Raw genomic sequence first — 22,244 nt, forward strand, 5'->3', positions numbered from 1 at the left:
CCTCAGCCCTTGGCCACGGCGCGCAGCCGGTCCACGACGTCGGCCCGCAGCTCGGCGGGCTCGAGCACCACCACGTCGGGCCCGAACTCCACCAGCCAGGCATCGAGCCCGTGCCCGTACGGAATCTCCAACTCGTCCCACCCCTCGCCCGCCGCACGTATGCGGGCGGCCTTGGCGCGCAGCGGGTAGCCCGCGCCCGAACGCAGTCTGATCAGCGCGGAGCGGTCGGCGCTCTCCCCCGCCCAGCCGGCGACGGTCTCGCGCACCGTGACCACGTCCGGGACGGGGACGGTGAACTTGCCGGCGCGGGCGCGGACCTTCCCGGTGATCCGGGAGAGCCGGAAGACGCGCTCGGCGCCTCGGTCGCGGTCCCAGCCCGCGAGGTACCAGTGGCCGCGCCAGCACTCCAGCGCCCACGGCTCGACGTGGCGCTGCTCGGGGCGGGCCGCGGTGGCCTTGCGGTAGTCGAAGACGACGGGGCGGCGGTCGCGGCAGGCCAGCATGAGCGGCTCGAAGGAGGCCTCGTGCACGGGGATGCGCGGTTCGAGGGCGCTGTGTGCCTCGTACGGATCGACGTCCTCCGGCAGTCCGGCGGCGCGCAGCTTCTGCAGGGCACCGCTGGCGGCTCCGGCGAGGCGGGCCTGCTGCCAGACCTTGGCCGCGAGGCCGAGCGCGGCGGCTTCCTCTGCGTCGATGGTGATGGGCGGCAGGCGGTTGCTGTCGCGGCGCGCGAGATAGCCCACCTCGCCGTCGAGGTTCTCCACCGTCTCGATGACCAGGCCGAGTTCGCGCAGATCGTCCTTGTCGCGCTCGAACATCCGGTTGAAGGAGTCGTCGGACCCCGCCTCCAGATAGGCCTCGATGGACTCGCGCAGCTCGCGCTTGCTGAGCGGCCGCCGCGTCCCGAGCAGACACAGCGCCAGGTTCATCAGCCGCTCGGCCTTGGCAATGGCCATCGACGCCCTTTCTCAACATGACTTCCGACCGCCGACCGTACCGCCCCGGGGTGTCGTGGGAAAAGCCGAGGCCCATGCCGGAACCGGCATGGGCCTCGACGGGCGGGATCTGATCAGACCCTGCCCCCGATCGTCGCTCGGTCGTCGCTCAGACGGCGATGAGGTCGCAGACGAAGATCAGCGTCTCGCCGGGGGCGATGCGGCCGCCACCGGCACCCCGCTCGCCGTACGCCAGGTGCGAGGGGATGGTCAGCTTGCGGCGGCCGCCGACCTTCATGCCCTGGACGCCCCGGTCCCAGCCTGCGATGACCTGACCGGCGCCGAGCTGGAACGCGAGCGGGTTGCCGCGGTTCCAGGAGGCGTCGAACTCTTCACCGCTGGAGAAGGAAACTCCCACGTAGTGGACCTGGACGGTGTCGCCGGCCTTGGCCTCCGGGCCGTCGCCCTCCCAGATGTCCACGATCTCGAGGTCGGTGGGGACCGGACCGTCGGGGAAGTCGATCTCGGGCTTCTCGATGCTCACGTTTAATGCTCCTGCTTGATACGAATGCCGGCGGGCACAGTCTTACATCTTCGCGAGGATGTCCACGGTGAAGACCAGCGTGGAGTCCTTCTTGATGGTGCTGCCCTGCGGCGGCTGGTCACCGTACCCGAGCTTGGGCGGGACGACGACCAGGACGCGGCTGCCGACCTTCTTGCCGGTCAGCCCCTGCGCCCAGCCCTTGACGACCTGAGCAAGCTGGAACGAGGCGAGCTGGCCGCTCTTGTACGAGGAGTCGAACTCCTTGCCGTCGGCCCACAGCACGCCCTTGTACTGGCACAGGAGGCTGTCGGTCTCCTTGATCTCGTCGCCGTCGCCCTCGAGGATGTAGTTCGCCACGAGCTTCTTGGGGGCGTCCTTCTTGGGGACGTCGATCGAGGGAGCCTTGCCGTCCGTGTTCGTGCCGACCTTGGGCAGGTCGATGTTGGACTGCGCGACCTCCTTGCCCTTGGCCGAGCTCTTGTTGCTGAAGGTGCCCACGAGGTCCACGACGAACACCAGGGTGTCCGTGCCCTTGATGCCCGCCTGCTTGTTGCCCTCGGTGCCATAACCCATCTTCGGCGGGATCGCGAGCTGCACGCGGCTGTCGAGCTTCTTGCCGACCAGGGCCTGGTCCCAGCCGGGGATGACCTGACCGACGCCGATCGGGAAGACGGTGGGGTTGCCGCGGTCGTACGAGTTGTCGAAGACCTTGGCCGTGGCCCAGATCTGACCGAGGTAGTTCGCCTGGAGGTAGTCGCCCTTCTTCACCTCGGCGCCCTTGCCCTCGACCAGGGTCTTGACCGCGAGGTCGGAGGACGGCTTGCCGGGCCCCTTGGCGACGGTCGGCTTCTGACCGAACTTCGTCCCCTTCGTGATCTCGGGCAGCGGCCCGTCCACGATCTTCGCCGTCGGCGCGGCCGAGGTCGAGTTGGAAGGGGCCGGACTGTCGCTGGGCTTGGCCTTGTCGGCCTTTTTGTCGTCGCCACAGCCGGCCAGCGTGAGCAGGCCGGCCGGAACAGCAAGGAGAAGTGAGCGTCGGCGCACGGTGGGGGCCTCGTATCGGTCGATCTTGTCGGTGGGCGTGCGCGCAACTCTACGCATGGAGAAGGGCGCCGTACGAGGAACGTACGGCGCCCCGCGTTGCGTTCCCGCAACGCCTCTCCTGTATCGGGGGTTACATACCGGCGATCAGTTTCTCCACCCGGTCGTCGACCGACCGGAAGGGGTCCTTGCACAACACGGTGCGCTGCGCCTGGTCGTTGAGCTTGAGGTGCACCCAGTCGACCGTGAAGTCGCGGCGCTGTTCCTGGGCCCGGCGGATGAAGTCGCCGCGCAGCCGTGCGCGAGTGGTCTGCGGGGGCACCGACTTGCCCTCGAAGATCTTCAAGTCGTTGCAGATACGGGCGGCCTGGCCCTTCTTCTCCAGGAGGTAGTACAGCCCGCGACGTCGGTGGATGTCGTGATACGCGAGGTCTATCTGCGCGACCCGCGGATGCGACATGGTCATGTTGTTCTTCGCGCGGTACCGCTCGATGAGCTTGTACTTCATGACCCAGTCGATCTCGGTGCCGATGCGGTCGAGATCCTCGGCCTCGATCGCGTCGAGCGTGCGGCCCCACAGTTCGAGGACCTGCTCGACCGTGCCCGTGCGGATGCCGCGGCGGTCCACGAAGTCCACGGCCTTCTCGTAGTACTCGCGCTGGACTTCGAGGGCGGAGGCCTCACGGCCGCTGGCCAGGCGCACCTTGCGGCGGCCCGTGATGTCGTGACTGACCTCGCGGATGGCCCGGATCGGGTTCTCCAGGGTCAGGTCCCGCATCACCGTGCCCGCTTCGATCATGCGCAGGACGAGGTCGGTGGCTCCGACCTTCAGGAGCATGGTCGTCTCGGACATGTTCGAGTCACCGACGATGACGTGCAGCCTGCGGTAGCGCTCGGCGTCCGCGTGCGGCTCGTCGCGGGTGTTGATGATCGGCCGGGAGCGGGTGGTCGCGGAGGAGACCCCTTCCCAGATGTGCTCGGCACGCTGACTGACGCAGTACACGGCGCCGCGCGGAGTCTGCAGCACCTTGCCCGCGCCGCAGAGCAGCTGTCGCGTGACGAGGAAGGGAATGAGGATGTCCGCGAGCCGCGAGAACTCCCCGTGCCGGGCCACCAGATAGTTCTCGTGGCAGCCGTAGGAGTTTCCCGCCGAGTCGGTGTTGTTCTTGAAGAGATAGACGTCGCCCGCGATTCCCTCCTCGTGCAGGCGGCGTTCGGCGTCGACGAGCAGGCCTTCCAGAATGCGCTCGCCCGCCTTGTCGTGCGTGACCAGCTCGGTCACGTTGTCACATTCCGGTGTCGCGTATTCCGGATGTGACCCGACGTCAAGATAGAGGCGGGCGCCGTTCCGCAGAAAGACGTTGCTGCTGCGGCCCCATGAGACAACACGGCGGAAGAGGTAGCGCGCCACCTCGTCAGGCGACAGACGGCGCTGTCCCCTAAACGTGCACGTGACGCCGTACTCATTCTCCAGCCCGAAAATGCGGCGGTCCATGACTGAACATTACGCCTGATGCCCTGCGCTGAAACCGGGTTCGACGGCACCGTTTCGATCATTTTCCGATGAACCCGCAACGACCGCCGAATCAGCGGGGAGCACGAGTACCCGCGCCGTGGCCAGCAGGACAAGCAGAGCGGCGGCGCCCGCGGCGCCGGGAACGGCGAAGCCCCACACGGTCCCGCCCCACTCGACGACGGGGCCCGCCACCGCCGTGCCGAGCGACGCGCCGACCCCGAACGTCGTCACGAGCCAGGAGAACGCCTCGGTGACGGTGCCTCGCGGGGCATGCCGGTCGACGATGATGAACGCGCACGCGAGCGCGGGGGCGAGGAAGAGGCCGGCGACGGCAGCGAGCGCCGTCATGGCCACGGCCCCCGGCGTCAGCGTCAACGGCCAGTAGCACAGGGCCAGCAGGGCCACCAGGACGGTGAGGCGCTTCTCCGGGACGCCGGCCCACTGCCGCGCCCCGTACACGGAGCCGCCGACGAGGGCGCCGAGCCCGATCGCCGCCATCAGCCAGCCGTACACCGCGTCGCCGCCGTTTCCGTCGGCGTACGAGACACCGGCGACGGTGATGGAGCCGAGGGCCATGCCGATGAAGAGGAACGCGCCGAGCAGCGCGATGAGCCCGGGCGAGCGCAGCGCGCCGAGCCAGTGCGCCCCCCGGGGCGCCGAGCGCCACGCGCGCGAGGGCTGGGACACCACTACGGAGAGGGCACCGAGCACACCGATGGCGTTCACGACGAGCAGCGCGGCCTGCTCCGACCAGAGCGCCACGCAGCCCGTGACGAGCAGCGGTCCGACGGTGAACATGACCTCCTGGGCGATGGCGTCCATGGCGTACGCCGTGTGCACCTGTCCCTCCTTGCCGAGCACGCTCGGCCACAGTGCGCGCAAGCCCCCCTCCAGGGGCGGCGTGAAGAGACCCGCCACGCCCACGGACACGTACGCGAGAGCCAGTGAATCCGGACCGGTGAAGGCGAAGGCGGCCATGCCGAGGGCGGAGACGACCGCCGCGGGGAGTTGGATCCGCGGCTGTCCGCAGAGGTCCACCAGGCGGCCGAGCAGCGGCTGCCCCACCGCGTTGGCCACGCCGTACACCGCGGCGAGAGCGCCGGCCAGGCTGTAGGTCCCGCCCTCGGCGCGGATGAACAGCACGATGGCGATCGGGGCGGTCGCGTTCGGCAGCCGGCCCACCAGCGTGCCCGCGAGCAACCGTGCCGCGTATCTCGTCCGGAGGATCTCCGCATATCCGGCAGCCATGCTTCCCGCCCCTTCCCCCTGCACCGACGCGCCGAGGTTTTACGTATAACGTCTAGCGTCATACGTACCATGAGCGCTCACCGCGGGTCCATCCGGAAAACGCCCCCGCGGAGCCGACCGGGGAGGTACCAGGAGTGGCCGGGCCACAGCACGAGGCCGCGGGGCCACGCCCCACGAGCCGCGACGTCGCACGGGCCGCCGGGGTGTCCCAGGCCACCGTCTCCCTCGTGTTCGGCGACAAATGGCGCGGCCGGGTCGCCGAGCGCACCGCCGAGCGCGTACGGACCACCGCCCGCGAACTGGGCTACCGCCCCAACCTCGCGGCCCGCAACCTCCGCCTCGGCCGCACCAGGACAGCGCTCCTGGTCGTCCCCGCCCTCACCAACGAGTTCTTCGCCCGTGTCTACACCGGCGCCGCCCGCGTCGCCGCCGAGCACGGCTTCGGCGTCGTCCTCTACCCCTCCCCCGACGGCATCGGCCCCGCCCGCGATCCCTTCGACTCCAGCCGCGCCGCCCTCGACGGCATCCTCGCCTCCTCCATCGCCTCCGACGCGCTGGCCACCATCCAGGGCGACGAACTCCCCCTGGTCATGCTCGACAGCGATCCGGCGGGCAGCCTCGGCGCGGCCACCGTCAACCTCGACATCGGCGACGGCATGCGCCAGGCGACCGAGCACCTCCTCGCCCTGGGCCACCGCGAATTCCTGCATCTCGCCGCCGGAGTCGACTCCTGGACCTTCGACGTGCGCTCCGAGGCCCTCGCCACGGCGCTGAGGGGCACCGACGCGGCCGTACGCACCGTCCGGGCGCTCCTCACCGTCGACGACGCCCGCACGGCCGCCGAAGCCGCCCTCCGCGCCCCCGGGCCCCGCCCCACCGCACTCGTCTGCGACGACGACATCCTCGCCGCCGGCGCCTGCAAGGCGGCCCGCCGCCTCGGCCTGCGCGTGCCCGAGGACCTCTCGGTGACCGGCTTCGACGACCTCACCCTGGCGACCGCCGTGGAACCCGAACTCACCACCGTGCGGCTGCCGGCCGAACGGTTCGGCGAACACGGCATGACGTCCCTGCTCGCCGTCCTGGACGGGCGCACGCCCCGGACCGACACCCTCCCCGTCGAACTGGTGATCCGCGGCTCGACGGCCCCCGCCGCCCGCTGACCCCTACACGCACGCGTGCGCCCTCTGTCCCGGCCGCAGGGCCGGGACAGAGGGCGCACGACAAATCCGGACTACTCCTGGCCGGACCCCGATTCGGCTTCCGGCTCCTCGTTGTCGGACGCGGCGTCCGTGGGCGCCGACGCGCCGCCTTCGAGCAGCCGCGCGAGCTGCCGTCCGACGATCCGCTTGAACTTCCGCTGCTGCGGCCTCGTACGGTCGAGGACCGCCACCTCGAGCCGCTCCGCGGGGATCTCCCGCTCGGTGCCGTTGGTGTCACGGGACAGCGACTGCACGGCCAGCTTCAGCGCCTCGGCGAGCGACATCCCGTCACGGTGCCGCTGATCGAGAAACGTGCTGATCTGTTCGGCATTGCCGCCGACCGCGACCGAGCCGTGCTCGTCCACGATCGAACCGTCATGCGGCAGGCGATAGATCTGATCGGCGTCCGCCGTGGCACCCACCTCGGCGACGACAAGCTCGACCTCGTACGGCTTCTCCGCCTGGCTCGAGAAGATCGTGCCGAGAGTCTGGGCGTAGACGTTCGCCAGACCACGGGCCGTCACGTCGTCACGGTCGTAGGTGTAACCTCGCAGGTCGGCATACCGCACGCCGCCGATGCGCAGGTTCTCGTACTCGTTGTATTTGCCGGCGGCCGCGAAGCCGATCCGGTCATAGATCTCGCTGAACTTGTGCAGCGCACGGGACGGGTTCTCGCCGACGAACACGATGCCATCGGCGAACTGCAGCACAACAAGGCTGCGACCACGGGCGATGCCCTTGCGGGCGTATTCCGCCCGGTCGGCCATGGCCTGCTGGGGTGAGACATAGAACGGCGTCGACACCGGCTATCCGTCCCTTTCTGTCAGTGACTCAGTCAGTGGCGAATACGGATCGATCAGAGCAGCGAGGCCCGCGGGCCGTCGGGCTGCTCCAGGCGCCGCTCGAGGATCGAGCGGGCGATCTCGGAGGACTCGTCGTCCGTCAGCCTCCGGAACCCCTCGTCGGAGATCACGGTCACGATCGGATAGATCCGGCGAGCCACGTCCGGACCACCCGTCGCCGAGTCGTCGTCCGCGGCGTCGTACAACGCCTGGATGACGAGCGTCGTCGCCTGTTCCTCCGTCAGATCGCCGCGGTAGAGCTTCTTCATCGCACCACGCGCGAAGACCGAACCGGAGCCGGTGGCCGCGAAGCCGTGCTCCTCGGAACGGCCGCCCGTGACGTCGTAACTGAAGATGCGCCCCTTCTCGCGGTCCACGTCGTACCCGGCGAAGAGCGGGACAACGGCCAGGCCCTGCATGGCCATTGCCAGGTTCGACCGGATCATCGTGGAGAGACGGTTCGCTTTGCCCTCCAGGGAGAGCGTGGCTCCCTCGACCTTCTCGAAGTGCTCGAGCTCCAGCTGGAAGAGCTTGACCATCTCCACGGCGAGACCGGCGGTGCCGGCGATGCCGACCGCCGAGTACTCGTCGGCCGGGAAGACCTTCTCGATGTCGCGCTGGGCGATGACATTGCCCATGGTCGCCCGCCGGTCACCGGCGAGCACCACGCCACCGGGGAACGTCACCGCGACGATCGTCGTGCCGTGCGGCGCCTCGATCACACCCTGCGTGGCCGGCAACTGCCGGTTGCCCGGCAGGATCTCGGGCTGGTGCTCGGACAGGAAGTCCATGAAGGACGAGGACCCGGGCGTCAGGAAGGCAGCCGGTAGACGCCCGGTGCTACGAGTGTTGGCTTCCACGCGTTTCCTTCCACGTATGCGGCCGCACGGCGGACGGTGTCGGGATGGACCCCCAACTTGCCGATGGCCGGATTGCAGTTGAAGCACAGTACGTCAGGGACCCTACCCGCCTCTTGGCGGTGATCCACATGTGCGGCCGAGGCGCTTGGGCGGCGGCCCGGCAATCCGTCACGCATTGCCGGCACCGCACATGGCCTCGCCCGTCATGCCCGTTATTGCCCGCCCTTTTGCACGAAGGACCGGACAAAGTCCTCGGCGTTCTCTTCGAGCACGTCGTCGATCTCGTCCAGGACGGAGTCCACGTCGTCGCTCAGCTTCTCCTGGCGCTCCTTGAGGTCCTCGGAACCCTGTGCTTCCGCTGCCTGCTCCTCGACCTCCTCGGTGGAACGCGTCGCCTTCTGCTGTCCGCCGCCGGTGTCCTTGGTCGCCATCTACCTCACCCCGCTCGTTCGGTTCGATGCACTTGATCAGACCCTATAAGCCAGGTCTGACATCGGCCCCGTAGTTACTGCAACGTCCGGGCACCACCTCGATGATTCCCACACGCCGGGTCTTTCAGCCTCCGGAGAGCACCCGTACCAGATCCTCTGCCGTGCGGCAGCGGTCCAGGAGCTCCTTCACGTGGTTCCGTGTCCCGCGCAGCGGCTCCAGTGTGGGCACACGCTGGAGGGAGTCGCGGCCCGGCAGGTCGAAGATGACCGAATCCCAGGAGGCCGCGGCCACGTCGTCCGCGTACTGCTCCAGGCAGCGGCCGCGGAAATACGCGCGCGTGTCCTCAGGAGGCTTCGTCTGGGCGCGTTCGACCTGAGGTTCCTCCAGGAGCCGCTTCATCTTGCCGCGGGCCACCAGACGGTTGTACAGGCCCTTGTCGGGCCGTACGTCCGCGTACTGCAGGTCGACCAGGTGCAGCCGGGCCGCGTCCCAGTCGAGGCTGTCACGGCGGCGGTAGCCCTCCATGAGCTCCCGCTTCGCCACCCAGTCGAGCTCTCCGGACAGGCTCATCGGGTCGCTCTCCAGACGGCCCAGAACGTCCTCCCAGCGGCTGAGGATGTCCTTGGTCTGCGCGTCGGCGTCCGAGCCGTAGCGCTCCTCCACGTACTTGCGGGCCAGCTCGAAGTACTCCATCTGGAGCTGTACAGCGGTGAGTGTTCGGCCGCTGCGGAGCGTGATGAGGCGCTTGAGCGTCGGGTCGTGGGAGACCTGGTGCAGGGTGCGCACGGGCTGGTCGACGGCGAGATCCACCGCGATGAAGCCGTCCTCGATCATGGCGAGGACCAGCGACGTGGTGCCGAGCTTGAGATAGGTCGAGATCTCGGAGAGGTTCGCGTCGCCGATGATGACGTGCAGACGGCGGTACTTCTCCGCGTCGGAGTGCGGCTCGTCCCGGGTGTTGATGATGGGCCGCTTGAGTGTGGTCTCCAGGCCCACCTCGACCTCGAAGTAGTCGGAGCGCTGGCTGAGCTGGAAGCCGTGTTCGTGGCCGTCCTGGCCGATGCCGACGCGGCCCGCGCCCGTGACGACCTGCCGGGAGACGAAGAACGGCGTCAGGTGGCGCACGATGTCCGAAAAGGGGGTTTCCCTTTTCATCAGATAGTTCTCGTGCGTGCCGTACGACGCGCCCTTGTTGTCGGTGTTGTTTTTGTAGAGGTGGATCGGCTGGGCGCCCGGCAACTGCGCGGCCCGCTCGGCCGCCTCCGCCATGATGCGTTCGCCGGCCTTGTCCCACAGGACGGCGTCCCAGGGATTGGTGACCTCGGGTGAGCTGTACTCGGGGTGCGCGTGGTCCACGTAGAGGCGCGCCCCGTTGGTGAGGATCACATTGGCGAGACCGATGTCCTCGTCCGTGAGCTGGCTGGCATCGGCGGTCTCACGAGCGAGGTCGAAGCCCCGTGCGTCCCGCAGGGGGTTCTCCTCCTCGAAGTCCCAGCGGGCGCGTCGCGCCCGGTGCATCGCCGCGGCGTAGGCGTTGACGATCTGGGACGAGGTGAGCATGGCATTGGCGTTCGGGTGGCCGGGGACGGAGATGCCGTACTCCGTCTCGATGCCCATTACTCGCCGTACGGTCATGCGGCCCTCCTTGCCCGGCGGCGCTCCCCTTCGGGAACGGCGCTCAAGTACCGCTGGTTCTCCGGTGCGTGTGCGGTGCCCGTCCCCGCACTGCGCGACTCGGCGGTACCGAAGAGCCTAGAGCGCCTTTGCGCTGGTGGGGAGATCATTGCCTTCATTGAAAAACAGACAGCTGCGGGTACCCGTGAAGGACACCCGCAGCCGCCCTGTCTTCTACAGGTACTGACCGGTGTTCGCCACCGTGTCGATGGAGCGTCCGGTGTCCGCGCCCTGCTTTCCGGTGACGAGCGTACGGATGTACACGATCCGTTCGCCCTTCTTGCCGGAGATGCGGGCCCAGTCGTCCGGGTTGGTGGTGTTGGGCAGGTCCTCGTTCTCCTTGAACTCGTCGATGCAAGCCTGCAGGAGGTGAGCGACCCTGATGCCCTTCTGGTCGGCGTCGAGGAAGGCCTTGATGGCCATCTTCTTGGCACGCCCGACGATGTTCTCGATCATGGCGCCGGAGTTGAAGTCCTTGAAGTACAGGACTTCCTTGTCGCCGTTGGCGTACGTCACCTCGAGGAAGCGGTTCTCCTCGGACTCCGCGTACATCTGCTCCACGACGGACTGGATCATGCCGTCCACGGTGGTGCGCCGGTCGGCGCTGTGTTCGGCGAGGTCGTCCGCGTGCAGCGGGAGCCGCTCGGTGAGGTACTTGGCGAAGATGTCCTTCGCCGCCTGGGCGTCCGGACGCTCGATCTTGATCTTCACGTCGAGACGTCCTGGCCGCAGGATCGCCGGGTCGATCATGTCCTCACGGTTGGAGGCACCGATGACGATGACGTTCTCCAGGCCTTCCACGCCGTCGATCTCGGCGAGCAGCTGGGGGACGATGGTGTTCTCCACGTCCGAGCTGACACCGGATCCGCGGGTGCGGAAGAGGGATTCCATCTCGTCGAAGAAGACGATGACGGGGGTGCCCTCGCTCGCCTTCTCCCTCGCACGCTGGAAGACCAGACGGATGTGGCGCTCGGTCTCGCCGACGTACTTGTTGAGGAGCTCGGGGCCCTTGATGTTGAGGAAGTAACTCTTCCCCGACGCCTGTCCGGTCACCTCGGCGACCTTCTTGGCAAGGGAGTTGGCGACGGCCTTCGCGATGAGCGTCTTGCCGCAACCGGGAGGCCCGTACAGCAGGACGCCCTTGGGCGGCCGCAGTTCGTGCTCCCTGAAGAGGTCCGGGTAGAGGTAGGGCAGTTCGACCGCGTCGCGGATCAGCTCGATCTGGTTGCCCAGACCACCGATCTGCTCGTAGCCGATGTCGGGTACCTCTTCGAGGACGAGTTCTTCGACCTCGCTCTTGGGAACCACTTCGTAGACGTAGCCGGAACGGGGTTCGAGCAGCAGTGCGTCGCCGGGACGGATGGTGACGTCGAGGAGTGGTTCGGCGAGCCGGACCACCCGCTCCTCGTCGGTGTGCCCGACCACCAGGGCGCGCTCGCCGTCCTCGAGGATCTCCTTGAGGGTGACGATGTCGCCCACGCTCTCGTACTCCATGGCCTCGACCACGTTGAGCGCTTCGTTGAGCATTACTTCCTGGCCGCGCCTGAGCTCTTCGAGCTCCACGCCCGGGCTGACGTTCACCCGGAGCTTGCGGCCCCCGGTGAAGATGTCGGCCGTGCCGTCCTCGTTCGCCTCGAGGAAGACTCCGAAGCCGGCCGGCGGCTGCGCGAGCCGGTCGACTTCCTCCTTGAGGGCCACGATCTGGTCGCGGGCCTCACGGAGCGTGTTGGCGAGCCGCTCGTTCTGCGCGGACACGCCGGCCAGATTTGTCTGCAGCTCGACGATCCGCTCTTCGAGAATTCTCGTATGCCGCGGAGAGTCGGCGAGCTTGCGTCGCAGGACGGCGATTTCCTGCTCGAGATAGGCAACCTGACCGGCGGGGTCCTCAGACCCTCGTCCCGGCCGGATGCCGCGGTTGATGTCGTCGTCGTGGGCTGCCACGGTCCTCACCTCCTCCAAGGGGAGCTGGACGCTTCCAGACCCTACCTGGGTGGGTGTCGATTGAAACCCCTAGATCACAAAGACGGTCGAGGTGTGTCCGATCTTCACCCTTGCGCTCTCCCTCACATCAGGGGGATACCCACCCAACAACATCGGAAAGCGGGCGGTTGTATCGTCGAAGCGTTCAACACCCGTCAGAGCTGGCCCGACTTGCCCGCAAGTCGATGGCTCGACGCAGCGATCGGCAGGAGAGATGACCGTGCAGAACGAGGCTGGGGCCGACCCCGAGGGCCGCGATCTCCTTGAGGTCTGGATCGACCAGGACCTCTGTACCGGCGACGGCATCTGCGCGCAGTACGCGCCCGAGGTCTTCGAGCTGGACATCGACGGCCTTGCCTACGTGAAGAGCGGCGACGACGAGCTCCTGCAGACGCCGGGCGCCACAACACCCGTTCCGCCGACGCTTCTGCGTGACGTGGCGGACTCGGCCAAGGAGTGCCCCGGGGACTGCATCCACGTGCGCCGCGTTTCGGACAGTGTGGAGGTCTACGGCCCCGACGCGGCATGACGCCGTGACCGGGCCGCGAACAAGGGCCTGTACCCGCCGGTCGACGGCGGGTACAGGCCCTTGTTCATTGCCTTTCGGGTCACACGCTGTGCGCTCCGGCCGGCGCGGACCGCGCGAACGTGCCGTCCTTCCACTGCCACTTGGCCTCATCCTTCAGGTCCGGGCAGCAGCTGGGCACGTCCGGTGACGAGTACCCGTGGAGTGTGGCGGTGATCACGCCCGCGCGTACGGCGAAGTCGCTGACGTTCTGACGGTCCTTGGGGTCGACGAGGGTGGCGACGACCCGGGACTTGCCACCCGTCGCGCGCGTGACGACGTACACGCCGTCGGGCGGTGTGCCGGAACCGGCGGCGCAGTGCACCACGGCCACGGTCTCGGGGGAACCGTCCCCGTCGAGGTCTCCGGTGGCCTTCTTCTTGACCACGGGTTTCACGTTGCCGCAGGTGATGGGGTACGTGACGGCGGCCGCGTCCGGAGGCGGCGCGGGGGCCGCCGCCGCGGTCCTGCCGGACGGACCGGAGCCCGCCTGTGCGGCGTTCGCGGGGTCGGGCTGCAGGAAGGACGAGCCCGCGATGACGGCGGCGAGCGCGGCCGCTGTGGCCAGCCAGTGGATGGGGCGGGTGGAGTTGTGTGCCAGTTCCGGGACGGCTGGGTGCTGCACGAGGAGTGTCTCCTGTGAGGGCTGTGCCGGTGGGGGAGGTGGCCAGCATCGTGCCATACCTCACAGTGAGGCGGAACACCGGGGCCGGTGAACGAAAAGGCGCCGCCGCCGAGTTCCCCGTTCGAAGTGGGGAACTCGGCGGCGGCGCCCGTGCGTTCATCGGTTGTACGCGGATGCCGGCACCCGCGGCGCCGTCAGCGCTCGGCGCGGGGTGTGCCGCCGTCGGCGTTCGGGCCCGTGTAGTCGTCGCCGTAGGCGCCCTTGGAGGGGCGGCGACGGCGCATGGGCGGCTCAACGCCGTCCGCGAGGCGGCGGGCGGTGAGCAGGAAGCCGGTGTGCCCGATCATGCGGTGGTCGGGGCGGACGGCGAGGCCCTCGACGTGCCAGTTGCGGATCATCGATTCCCAGGCGGTCGGCTCGTTGAAGCCGCCGATCTCGCGGATGGACTCGACGGTCCGTGCGAGCTGGGTGGTGGTCGCCACGTAGCAGCAGAGGATGCCGCCGGGGACGAGCGCCTTGGAGACGACGTCCAGGCACTCCCAGGGGGCGAGCATGTCGAGGATGACGCGGTCGACGTCGGTGTCGCTCAGGTTGTCCTGGAGGTCGCCGACGGTGAGCTGCCAGGCGGGGTGCGGGGCGCCGAAGTAGCGCTCCACGTTCTGCCGGGCGATCTCGGCGAAGTCCTCGCGGCGCTCGTACGAGTGCAGCATCCCCTCGTCGCCGATGGCGCGCAGGAGGAAGCTGCTGAGCGATCCCGAGCCCACCCCCGCCTCGACGACGCGGGCGCCGGGGAAGATGTCGGCGAAGGCCAGGATCTGCCCCGCGTCCTTGGGGTAGACCACGGCGGCGCCGCGGGGCATGGACAGGACGTAGTCGGGGAGCAGGGGGCGCAGCGCGAGGTAGGCGACGTTCCCCGTGGTGCGGACAACGCTGCCCTCGGGAGCGCCGATCAGCTCGTCGTGGGGGAAGGAACCCTTGTGGGTGTGGAAGTTCTTCCCGGCCTCGAGCGTGAACGTGTAGTGGCGGCCCTTGGGGTCGGTCAGCTGAACCTGGTCCCCGACCTTGAAGGGCCCGCGTCGGCGGGCGGCACCGGTCGGTTCGGACATGTGAACAGCCTACCGGCCCCCGCGGGGCCCGGAGACCAGGGTGCGGCCGTCAGCTGGGGCGGGCCATGGCCTTGACGAAGGCGCGCTCCACGTCGGTGGCGGAGAGCACTCCGTAGATCTCGCCGGACGCCTCGACCACGAGGTACTCCGTGGCGGGCGTCGCCCGGAGCGTGTCGAGGAGCTCCTCGCCGGCGAGCTCGGCGGAGATCCGCATGCCCTCCGTGATGTCCTGGGCGAGACCGCTGACGGTGACCCAGGGGCGGCGGTGCTCGGGCACGCCGACGATGGCCGCCTCGCGGACCACGGACATCGGGTCGCCGTCGGCGTCGACCACGACCAGGGCGCGGGCCCCGGCGTCGTTGGCGCGGCGCAGCGCCTCGGAGAGCGGCGTGGCGGATTCGACGGGGACGGCGCGGCGGGTCAGGGCGCGGGCGCGGAGCTCGGGCAGGTGTTCGCGCAGGCGGGCCATGCGGAGGCTGTTTCCGGCGCCGGTCCAGATGATCGCGGCGAGGATGGCGGCAAGCAGGGCGTCCGTGACGGTGTCCATGCCGCCGATTTCCTGCGTCTCGCCGCCGAGCGCGCCGGACTGGTTGAGGATGGGCAGGCCGATGAGGACGGAGATGGCGAGCGCGCGGCCGACCCAGGCGGCGGCGACGGTGCCGCTCATGGGCTTGCCGGTGATCTTCCAGACGACGGCGCGGAGCATGCGGCCGCCGTCCAGGGGCAGGCCGGGCAGGAGGTTGAAGACGGCGACGATGAGGTTCGAGATCATCAGTCCGGCGAGCAGGACGCCGGGTACGGTGCCGGGCTCCACCAGGCGCATGGCCCCGTAGAAGAGGCCGGCGAGCACGAGGGAGAGCAGCGGGCCGACGAAGGCCAGGACGAACTCGCGTCCCGGCGTCTCGGACTCCTTCTCGATCTCCGAGACGCCGCCGAAGAACTGCAGCTGGATGCGGCGCACCGGCAGCTTGTAGCGCAGGGCGACGACGGTGTGCGCCAGTTCGTGGACGAGCACGGAGGCGTAGAAGGCGACGGCGAAGAAGAGGGAGACGAGGTAGCGGGCGGCGCCGAGTTCGGGCAGGACGCGGTCGAGCTGGCCGCCGAAGACCCAGGTGATGAGGGCGGCGACGAGGAACCAGCTGGGTGCCACGTACACGGGCACGCCGAAGGGGCGCCCCATGAGCAGCCCTCCCCCGGGCCCCTTCTTCCCGTCGGGCGGCGGTGTCTTCGGGGCGGGGCCGTGGGTGGCGTGCGCGTACTGGGGGTGGGTGTCGTTCGTTGTCGTCCCCGGCGTGTCGTGCGGGGGCTGTGGGGTCTGCGGAGGCCGGGAGGCCTGCGGGGCCTTGGTGAGGCGGTCGGCGTCCCCGCCGGGTTCGCCCCCGGGGCGCGTCGCCTCCCCGCCGTTTCCGGACCCGGCAGTGCCGGCGGCGCCATCGGCACCGGCCGTGCTGCCGGTGGCCGCACCGCTCCCGGAGCCGGCCGTGTCCGCCGGACGTGGCGTTTCGGGGTGGCCGGAGCCGTCGGCGGCATCCGGCCGCCGACCGTCCGTCCCGTCGGGCTGCGGCCTGCCGCTCCCGGCGCTCTCGTCCACGATGTCCCCTTGTTCGAAGCGTCCCTCGCCCCTGTCCGGCGCGGTACACGCACGATCATGCAGGGCGAGAGGGTCTGCCGTCGATGGTATGCGGCCGTTGTCAGTGGCGGGTCGTAGGGTCTTACCTCATGGAAACAAGCACCGACGGTGCCGTGACGGCCGCGCGTCCGGCGTCTCTTTCGCCCTCGCGCGCCAGTGACTTCATGCAGTGTCCGCTGCTCTACCGGTTCCGGGTGATCGACAAGCTGCCCGAGAAGCCGAGCGAGGCGGCGACCCGCGGCACGCTGGTGCACGCCGTCCTTGAGCGGCTCTTCGACGCGCCCGCGGGCGAGCGGACGGCGACGAGCGCCAAGTCGCTGATCCCTGGCCAGTGGGACCGGCTGCGCGAGGCCAGACCGGAGCTGACGGAGCTGTTCGCGGGCGACGAGCAAGGGGAGCGGCTCGCGCGCTGGCTCGCGGACGCGGAGAAGCTGGTCGAGCGGTGGTTCACCCTGGAGGACCCCACCCGCCTCGAGCCCGCCGAGCGTGAGCTGTTCGTGCAGGCGGAGCTGGAGTCGGGCCTGAAGCTGCGCGGCATCATCGACCGCGTGGACGTGGCGCCCACCGGCGAGGTGCGGATCGTCGACTACAAGACGGGCAAGGCCCCGCGCCCCGAGTATTCCGAGGGCGCGCTCTTCCAGATGAAGTTCTACGCCCTGGTGGTGTGGCGTCTGAAGGGTGTCGTCCCGCGCCGTCTCCAGCTCGTCTATCTGGGCAGCGGCGACGTCATCACGTACGACCCGAGGATCGAGGACCTGGAGCAGGTCGAGCGGAAGCTGCACGCGCTGTGGGAGGCGATCACGCTCGCCACCGAGACGGGTGACTGGCGGCCGCGGCCGACGAAGCTCTGCGGCTGGTGCGACCACCAGGCCGTATGTCCGGAATTCGGCGGGACTCCCCCGCCGTACCCCCTTGCGGTGAGGGTGCCCGAGTCCGAGGAGGGCACGCAGGGCAGAATGGCCCCGGGCTAGCGAAGGAGAGTTACGTGGCGATCCGTGTCCTACTGGTCGATGACCAGCCACTGCTGCGCACCGGGTTCCGGATGATCCTGGAGGCCGAGCAGGACGTCGCGGTCGTCGGGGAGGCCGGGGACGGCCTGCAGGCTCTCGACCAGGTGCGGGCACTGCAGCCGGACGTGGTCCTGATGGACATCCGTATGCCGAGGATGGACGGTGTCGAGGCGACCCGGCAGATCACCGGGCCCGGCCGGGACGGACCGGCGAAGGTCCTCGTCCTGACCACTTTCGACCTCGACGAGTACGTGGTGGAGGCGCTGCGCGCGGGGGCCAGCGGCTTCCTGCTCAAGGACGCCCCGGCGAATGAACTGGTGCAGGCGATCCGCGTGGTCGCGTCCGGCGAGGCGATGCTCGCGCCGAGCATCACCCGCAGGCTCCTCGACAAGTACGCCGGGCATCTCCCCTCGGGCGACGAGCCGGTGCCGGACACCCTGCACACGCTCACCGAGCGGGAGGTCGAGGTCCTCAAGCTGGTGGCGCGCGGCCTGTCGAACGCGGAGATCGCGGCGGACCTGTTCGTGAGCGAGACGACCGTCAAGACACATGTGGGCCATGTGCTCACGAAGCTGGGGCTGCGCGACCGCGTGCAGGCCGCGGTGTACGCGTACGAGAGCGGTCTGGTGCGCCCCGGCGCCCAGTAGTACCGGTACAGCAGGACACCGGGTAGTACCGGTGCGGCAGGACAGATGAAGGCGGCCACCCCTCCGGGAGGGGTGGCCGCCTTCATGCATGTCGGTCAGGCCTTGCTGAGCTCCCAGAAGCGGAACACCGTCGACGCGTCGAGGCACGACTCCACGCCGTACACGTCGTCGCTGATGACCGCGTACTGCTTGGCCTGCCAGACCGGCAGGATCGGCAGCTCGTCGGCGACGATGTCCTGGAGCTTCGAGTAGTCCCCGTCGGTCCTGGTGCGGTCCGTCTCGGCGGCGGTGCCGGGGATGATCTTCCCGGTGATCTCGCTGTTGCGGTAGTTGTTGTCCAGGACGTTGCCCTTGCCGAAGAAGGGCTGCGTGAAGTTGTCCGGGTCCGGGTAGTCCGGCACCCAGCCCTTGACGTACACGCCGTACTTCCCGGACTTGATGTCCCGCTCGTACTGGCCGAACGCGACCGACTTGACCTCGGCGTCGAAGAGGCCGCTCGCGTTGAGCTGCTTGGCGATCGCCTTCATCTCCTGGTCGGTCGCCGGGCCGTAGCGCGAGGGCGTGGACCAGAGCGTGAGCTTGACCTTGCCGGTCAGGCCCTCCGCGCGCAGGGCGGCGGCGGCCTTGGAGCGCTGCGGGCGGGCGCCGTAGGTGTCGAAGAAGGCGGTGTTGTGGCCGCCGATGCCGGCCGGGACGATCGAGTACAGCGGCGTGGCCGTGTCCCGGTAGACGTCCTGGACCAGGGCGTCACGGTCGAGGAGGTAGGCCATGGCCTTGCGGACGCCCAGCTTGCCCGCGACGGGGTCCTTCATGTTGAAGACCAGGTGCTGGACCTCGGCGCTCGTTCCCTCGACGACGTCGATGCCCTGGCTGGCGTCGGAGGTGTCCTGCTCGATCTCCGCGATGTCGTGGGCGGCGAGACCTCGGTACGCGATGTCGATCTCGTCGTTCAGGAGCGCCTTCTTCAGGCCCTTCTGGTCGTCGTGGAAGAACTTGAGGGTGACGCCCTTGTTCTTCACCTTGGCGGTGCCCTTGTAGTCGGGGTTGACCGAGAAGACCGCCTGACCGTCGTCGAACGAGTCGAGCTTGTACGGCCCCGAGCCCGTGGCCTGGCCGTCCTCGCGCAGCCCGTCCATGTCGTACGACGCGTGGTCGACGATGGATCCCGCACCGGACGCGATCTTGCTGGGGAAGGTGGCGTCGGCGTACTTGAGCTTGAAGACGACCTTCTTGGCGCTCGGTGTCTCGACGCGGTCGAGCATCGGGAACATGAGCGCCGGTCCGGCGTCGTCATTGATCTTCATCATGCGGTCGAAGGAGTACTTGACGTCCTTCGAGGTCAGTGCGTTGCCGTTGCTGAACTTCAGGCCGTCGCGCAGCGTGCACTCGAAGACTCTGGTCTTCGAGCCGGTGAAGCCGCACTCCTTGGCGGCCTCGGGCTGCGGCTCCGTGGCCCCGTTGGGGAAGCTCATCAGGGACTGGAAGACGTTGTTGAACAGGAGCCATGACCCCGGGTCATAGCCGGATGCCGGGTCGGTGGCCAGGACGTCGTCCGACATCCCCATCACCACCGCGTCCTCGTTCTCCCCCGCGCCACCCGTTTCCGTGCCGCAGCCGGTGAGCAGGGCGGCGGCCAGCCCTCCCGTAAGGGGGAGGGCCAGCCACTGGTTACGCAAATTCACGAACGTGCCTTGTCGTTGATGTGTATCGGTGGAGCGAAGCCCGGCGGGGCGTACAACGGTGTGCGCGGAGGTCAGCCGCTCACACCGCGGCCGAGCTCCCACAGCTGGAGGTTCGAGGAGGAGTTGAGCGCCCACTCGACACCCGTGATGTCGTCCCGGGCCGCGAGGTACTGCTTGCCCTGCCAGAGGGGAAGCACCGGCACGTCCTCGGCGACGATGTCCTGGACCTTCTTGATGCTCTTGGAGGCGGTGAGCCGGTCCGCCTCACGACGCGAGTGCGGCAGCAGCTCGTCGTTGATCGTGCTGTTCACGTACGGCGAGCCGAGGATGTTGTCCTTGTCGAGGAACGGCGTGAGGAAGTTGTCGGCGTCGGGGAAGTCGGGGAACCAGCCCATGCCGTAGACGTCGTACGCGCCCTTCTGCTCGGCGGGGCGGAAGGTGTTCCAGTCCGTGCCCTTGATCGACACGTCGAACAGGCCGCTCGCGTTGAGCTGCTTCTGCAGGAGCTGGAACTCCTTCTTGGTGCCCGGGCCGTAGTGGTCCGTCGTGTAGTGCAGGGTGAGCTTGACCGGCGTGCTGATGTCGGCCTTCTGCAGCAGTGTGCGGGCCTTGGTCTCGCTCGGGTCGTTGTACTGGTTGAAGAACGAGTTGGTGTGGCCCGTGATCGTGGCCGGCACCAGGGAGTAGAGCGGCTCGGCCGCGTCGCCGTAGACGCCGGCCGCGAGGGCGCCGCGGTCGACGAGCTGCGCGATGGCCTGGCGGACCGCCTTGGACTTGACGGTGGTGGCGTCCGTGTTGAAGCCGAGGTAGCGGATCTCGAGGCCGGGCGTCTCGACCAGCTCGATGTTGTCGCTCGTGTCTTCCTTGAGCGTCTTGATCTGCTCGGGCGACATGGTGCGCGTCATCATGTCGAGGTCGCCGCTCTCCAGGGCCTTGCCCATGGCGTCGGCGGACTCGTAGGTGCGCATCTCGACTTTGTCGTTCTTGGGCTTGAGAACACCCTTGTAGTTGGGGTTCTTGGAGAACGTTGTCTTGACGAGCTTGTTGCCCTCGACCTCTTGCTTGGCGGTGTACGGGCCCGAGCCGTCCAGGTCGAAACCGTCGCGCAGCTTGTTCTTCGCGTAGTGGTCCGAGCTGACGATGCCCGCGATGGGCGTGGCCAGCTTGTACGGGAAGGTCGCGTCGGGGCTCTTGAGGTGGAAGACGACGCTGCGGTCGCCCTCGGTCTCGATCGCGTCGACGTTGGACACCATGCCGGCGGAGCCGCTGGGGTCCTTGATCTTCATGTCCCGCACCCGCTCGATGGAGAACTTCACATCGGCCGCGGTCAGCGGCTCACCGTCGGCGAACTTCAGGTCCTTGCGCAGCGTGCACTCGTAGCGCTCGTTGCCGGTGTCGGTGAAGCCGCACTTCTCGGCGGCGTCGGGCTCCGGCTCGCCGCCGCCGCGCGGGGCGGCCATCAGCGTCTGGACCGTCTGGCGCACGACGTTCCAGGAACCCGCGTCATAGGCGTAGGCCGGATCGAAGGGCGCCGGTATCTCGGGTGAGGTGGCGAACCGGTCCGTGGTGCCGACGGTGATCGCGTCGTCTCCCCCGTCGTCGCCCGCCCCTCCGCAGGCCGCGAGCGCCGAAGCGAGCAGACCTACGACGGCCGGCAGCACCAAAGTCTTACGGTTCATGCTCGACGTTCTCCAGAGCTGTTGGTCCCGTCCGGACCGACAACGAGGGGTGGGGTCAGTTCGGTCCGTGGGGTGTGGCGATGTTCTCGCGAAGACATTAGTCCGCGCCGCCAGGCGGGCCGGTAAGCACCGGAGTTGACCCCCCATCACACAGCGAAACCGGGCGCGGACGCACCGATACCCCGACACGGGAAGGTTTCGTGAGGTTCCCCTTAATCAGGACACAACGCCACCGAACAACTCGCGCAAATCGCCACTCCCGCACAGCCCCGATCGACTGTCGACCCCCCTTGGAGTGGGAAAGGTCACATCTTCAACCGTTCAGCGCTTTCCGGCCATCAGGCCTTGCAGGAAAGGCAGGTCGACGTGTTCGAGGGTCGGCACGATGGTTCTGCCCGCCGCCGGGGCGATGGGCGCGACGGACGGCACCGCGACGACACGGCAGCCCGCCGCCTCGGCCGCCGCGACACCGGTCGCGGTGTCCTCGATGACGGCACATCTGGCCGGTTCCGCGCCCACTCCGGCCGCCGCGAGGAGGTAGGGGTCGGGGTGCGGCTTGGTCCTGGTCACCTCGTCGCCCGCGATGGTCAGCGCGAAGTGGTGGGAGCCGATCGAGTCGAGCACGCGGTCGATGATGCGCCGGTGCGAGGCGGAGACCAGGGCCATGGGCACCTCGTGCGCGGCGAGCTCGGCAAGGAGCCTCGCGGCCCCCGGCATCAGCGGCAGGGCGCGCCCGATGCGCTCCTCGAAGCCGTCGTTGAGCAGCACGGTCAGCTCGGGGACCGTGATGTCGGCGCCGGTGGACTCGATGAGGAAGGCGGCGCTGCGCGTCATGGGGCCGCCGACGACCACATCACGCCAGGCCTCGTCGAGTCTGTGGCCCAGTGCGGCGAACACCGCGACCTCCGCGTCCCACCAGAATCCCTCGGTGTCCACGAGGGTTCCGTCCATGTCGAGGAGGACCGCCTGCAGGTCGCTGCCTTCGGCCGTTCGGGTATCGAGCGCGGGAACCGTACTGGTCATCCGGGC

At 68.7% G+C, this 22,244-nt stretch carries 20 protein-coding genes and 1 pseudogene; 4 read left to right on the top strand and 17 right to left on the bottom strand.

The genetic code is table 11. The features are described from left to right. Nucleotides 1-2: 2 nt before the first annotated feature. The 5 genes from IE226_RS19780 to IE226_RS19800 form a co-directional block, all read right to left on the bottom strand. Nucleotides 3-956, bottom strand: a complete 954-nt coding sequence (locus IE226_RS19780) for a helix-turn-helix transcriptional regulator (protein ID WP_190082618.1) — start codon at nt 954-956, stop codon at nt 3-5. Between the two features lie 148 nt (nt 957-1,104). Beyond that, the gene (locus tag IE226_RS19785; RefSeq protein WP_190082619.1) at nt 1,105-1,479 is read right to left on the bottom strand and encodes an FKBP-type peptidyl-prolyl cis-trans isomerase; all 375 of its coding nucleotides are present in this window, start codon (nt 1,477-1,479) and stop codon (nt 1,105-1,107) included. 42 nt (nt 1,480-1,521) lie between these two features. Then, nucleotides 1,522-2,523 (bottom strand): FKBP-type peptidyl-prolyl cis-trans isomerase, encoded by a 1,002-nt coding sequence (locus IE226_RS19790; protein ID WP_190082798.1) that lies wholly within the window; start codon nt 2,521-2,523, stop codon nt 1,522-1,524. A gap of 130 nt (nt 2,524-2,653) precedes the next feature. Next, entirely contained in the window at nt 2,654-4,015 is a 1,362-nt protein-coding gene (gene pafA / locus IE226_RS19795) for a Pup--protein ligase (RefSeq protein WP_150165878.1), read from the bottom strand. A gap of 9 nt (nt 4,016-4,024) precedes the next feature. Further along, nucleotides 4,025-5,284: an MFS transporter gene (locus tag IE226_RS19800; protein WP_190082620.1), complete on the bottom strand. Its 1,260-nt coding sequence runs from the start codon at nt 5,282-5,284 to the stop codon at nt 4,025-4,027. 134 nt (nt 5,285-5,418) lie between these two features. Here IE226_RS19800 and IE226_RS19805 point away from each other — a divergent pair, with 134 nt between their 5' ends. After that, nucleotides 5,419-6,444, top strand: coding sequence for a LacI family DNA-binding transcriptional regulator (locus IE226_RS19805; RefSeq protein WP_190082621.1), 1,026 nt, complete (start codon nt 5,419-5,421; stop codon nt 6,442-6,444). 71 nt (nt 6,445-6,515) lie between these two features. Here IE226_RS19805 and prcA read toward each other — a convergent pair whose 3' ends face one another. From prcA to arc, 6 genes and pseudogenes are all read right to left on the bottom strand, one after another. Beyond that, complete coding sequence (prcA, locus tag IE226_RS19810; RefSeq protein ID WP_190082622.1) at nt 6,516-7,286, bottom strand: proteasome subunit alpha; 771 nt, start codon at nt 7,284-7,286, stop codon at nt 6,516-6,518. Between the two features lie 53 nt (nt 7,287-7,339). Then, nucleotides 7,340-8,185, bottom strand: a complete 846-nt coding sequence (gene prcB, locus IE226_RS19815; protein WP_190082623.1) for a proteasome subunit beta — start codon at nt 8,183-8,185, stop codon at nt 7,340-7,342. Beyond that, a pseudogene (locus IE226_RS19820) lies at nt 8,137-8,331 on the bottom strand (endonuclease domain-containing protein); the annotation flags it as partial. The gene prcB and the pseudogene IE226_RS19820, both read right to left, overlap by 49 nt. A gap of 66 nt (nt 8,332-8,397) precedes the next feature. Continuing rightward, entirely contained in the window at nt 8,398-8,616 is a 219-nt protein-coding gene (locus tag IE226_RS19825) for a ubiquitin-like protein Pup (RefSeq protein WP_190082625.1), read from the bottom strand. A 124-nt stretch (nt 8,617-8,740) separates the two neighbouring features. Further along, on the bottom strand, nt 8,741-10,252 hold the full coding sequence (gene dop / locus IE226_RS19830; protein ID WP_190082626.1) for a depupylase/deamidase Dop: 1,512 nt from the start codon (nt 10,250-10,252) through the stop codon (nt 8,741-8,743). Between the two features lie 213 nt (nt 10,253-10,465). After that, nucleotides 10,466-12,232, bottom strand: a complete 1,767-nt coding sequence (gene arc, locus IE226_RS19835) for a proteasome ATPase (protein ID WP_190082627.1) — start codon at nt 12,230-12,232, stop codon at nt 10,466-10,468. Nucleotides 12,233-12,485: 253 nt separating this feature from the next. Here arc and IE226_RS19840 point away from each other — a divergent pair, with 253 nt between their 5' ends. Further along, on the top strand, nt 12,486-12,800 hold the full coding sequence (locus tag IE226_RS19840; protein WP_190082628.1) for a ferredoxin: 315 nt from the start codon (nt 12,486-12,488) through the stop codon (nt 12,798-12,800). Between the two features lie 79 nt (nt 12,801-12,879). Here IE226_RS19840 and IE226_RS19845 read toward each other — a convergent pair whose 3' ends face one another. The 3 genes from IE226_RS19845 to IE226_RS19855 form a co-directional block, all read right to left on the bottom strand. Continuing rightward, nucleotides 12,880-13,461, bottom strand: coding sequence for a hypothetical protein (locus IE226_RS19845; protein WP_190082629.1), 582 nt, complete (start codon nt 13,459-13,461; stop codon nt 12,880-12,882). Between the two features lie 194 nt (nt 13,462-13,655). After that, on the bottom strand, nt 13,656-14,567 hold the full coding sequence (locus IE226_RS19850) for a tRNA (adenine-N1)-methyltransferase (protein ID WP_190082630.1): 912 nt from the start codon (nt 14,565-14,567) through the stop codon (nt 13,656-13,658). A gap of 49 nt (nt 14,568-14,616) precedes the next feature. Continuing rightward, complete coding sequence (locus IE226_RS19855) at nt 14,617-16,158, bottom strand: site-2 protease family protein (protein ID WP_190082631.1); 1,542 nt, start codon at nt 16,156-16,158, stop codon at nt 14,617-14,619. A gap of 128 nt (nt 16,159-16,286) precedes the next feature. Here IE226_RS19855 and IE226_RS19860 point away from each other — a divergent pair, with 128 nt between their 5' ends. Together IE226_RS19860 and IE226_RS19865 are read left to right on the top strand one after the other, a co-directional pair. Next, a complete protein-coding gene (locus IE226_RS19860; RefSeq protein WP_190082632.1) occupies nt 16,287-17,168 on the top strand; it encodes a RecB family exonuclease in 882 nt (293 codons plus the stop codon). Nucleotides 17,169-17,182: 14 nt separating this feature from the next. Then, the gene (locus tag IE226_RS19865; protein ID WP_135332738.1) at nt 17,183-17,854 is read left to right on the top strand and encodes a response regulator; all 672 of its coding nucleotides are present in this window, start codon (nt 17,183-17,185) and stop codon (nt 17,852-17,854) included. Between the two features lie 95 nt (nt 17,855-17,949). Here IE226_RS19865 and IE226_RS19870 read toward each other — a convergent pair whose 3' ends face one another. The 3 genes from IE226_RS19870 to IE226_RS19880 form a co-directional block, all read right to left on the bottom strand. Further along, nucleotides 17,950-19,536: an ABC transporter substrate-binding protein gene (locus tag IE226_RS19870; RefSeq protein WP_190082633.1), complete on the bottom strand. Its 1,587-nt coding sequence runs from the start codon at nt 19,534-19,536 to the stop codon at nt 17,950-17,952. Between the two features lie 71 nt (nt 19,537-19,607). Continuing rightward, entirely contained in the window at nt 19,608-21,215 is a 1,608-nt protein-coding gene (locus IE226_RS19875) for an ABC transporter substrate-binding protein (RefSeq protein ID WP_190082634.1), read from the bottom strand. A 321-nt stretch (nt 21,216-21,536) separates the two neighbouring features. After that, nucleotides 21,537-22,238, bottom strand: coding sequence for an HAD family hydrolase (locus IE226_RS19880; RefSeq protein WP_190082635.1), 702 nt, complete (start codon nt 22,236-22,238; stop codon nt 21,537-21,539). Between the last annotated feature and the right edge of the window lie 6 nt (nt 22,239-22,244).

This window comes from Streptomyces longisporoflavus, assembly GCF_014649775.1.
GTDB classification, from domain to species: domain Bacteria; phylum Actinomycetota; class Actinomycetes; order Streptomycetales; family Streptomycetaceae; genus Streptomyces; species Streptomyces longisporoflavus.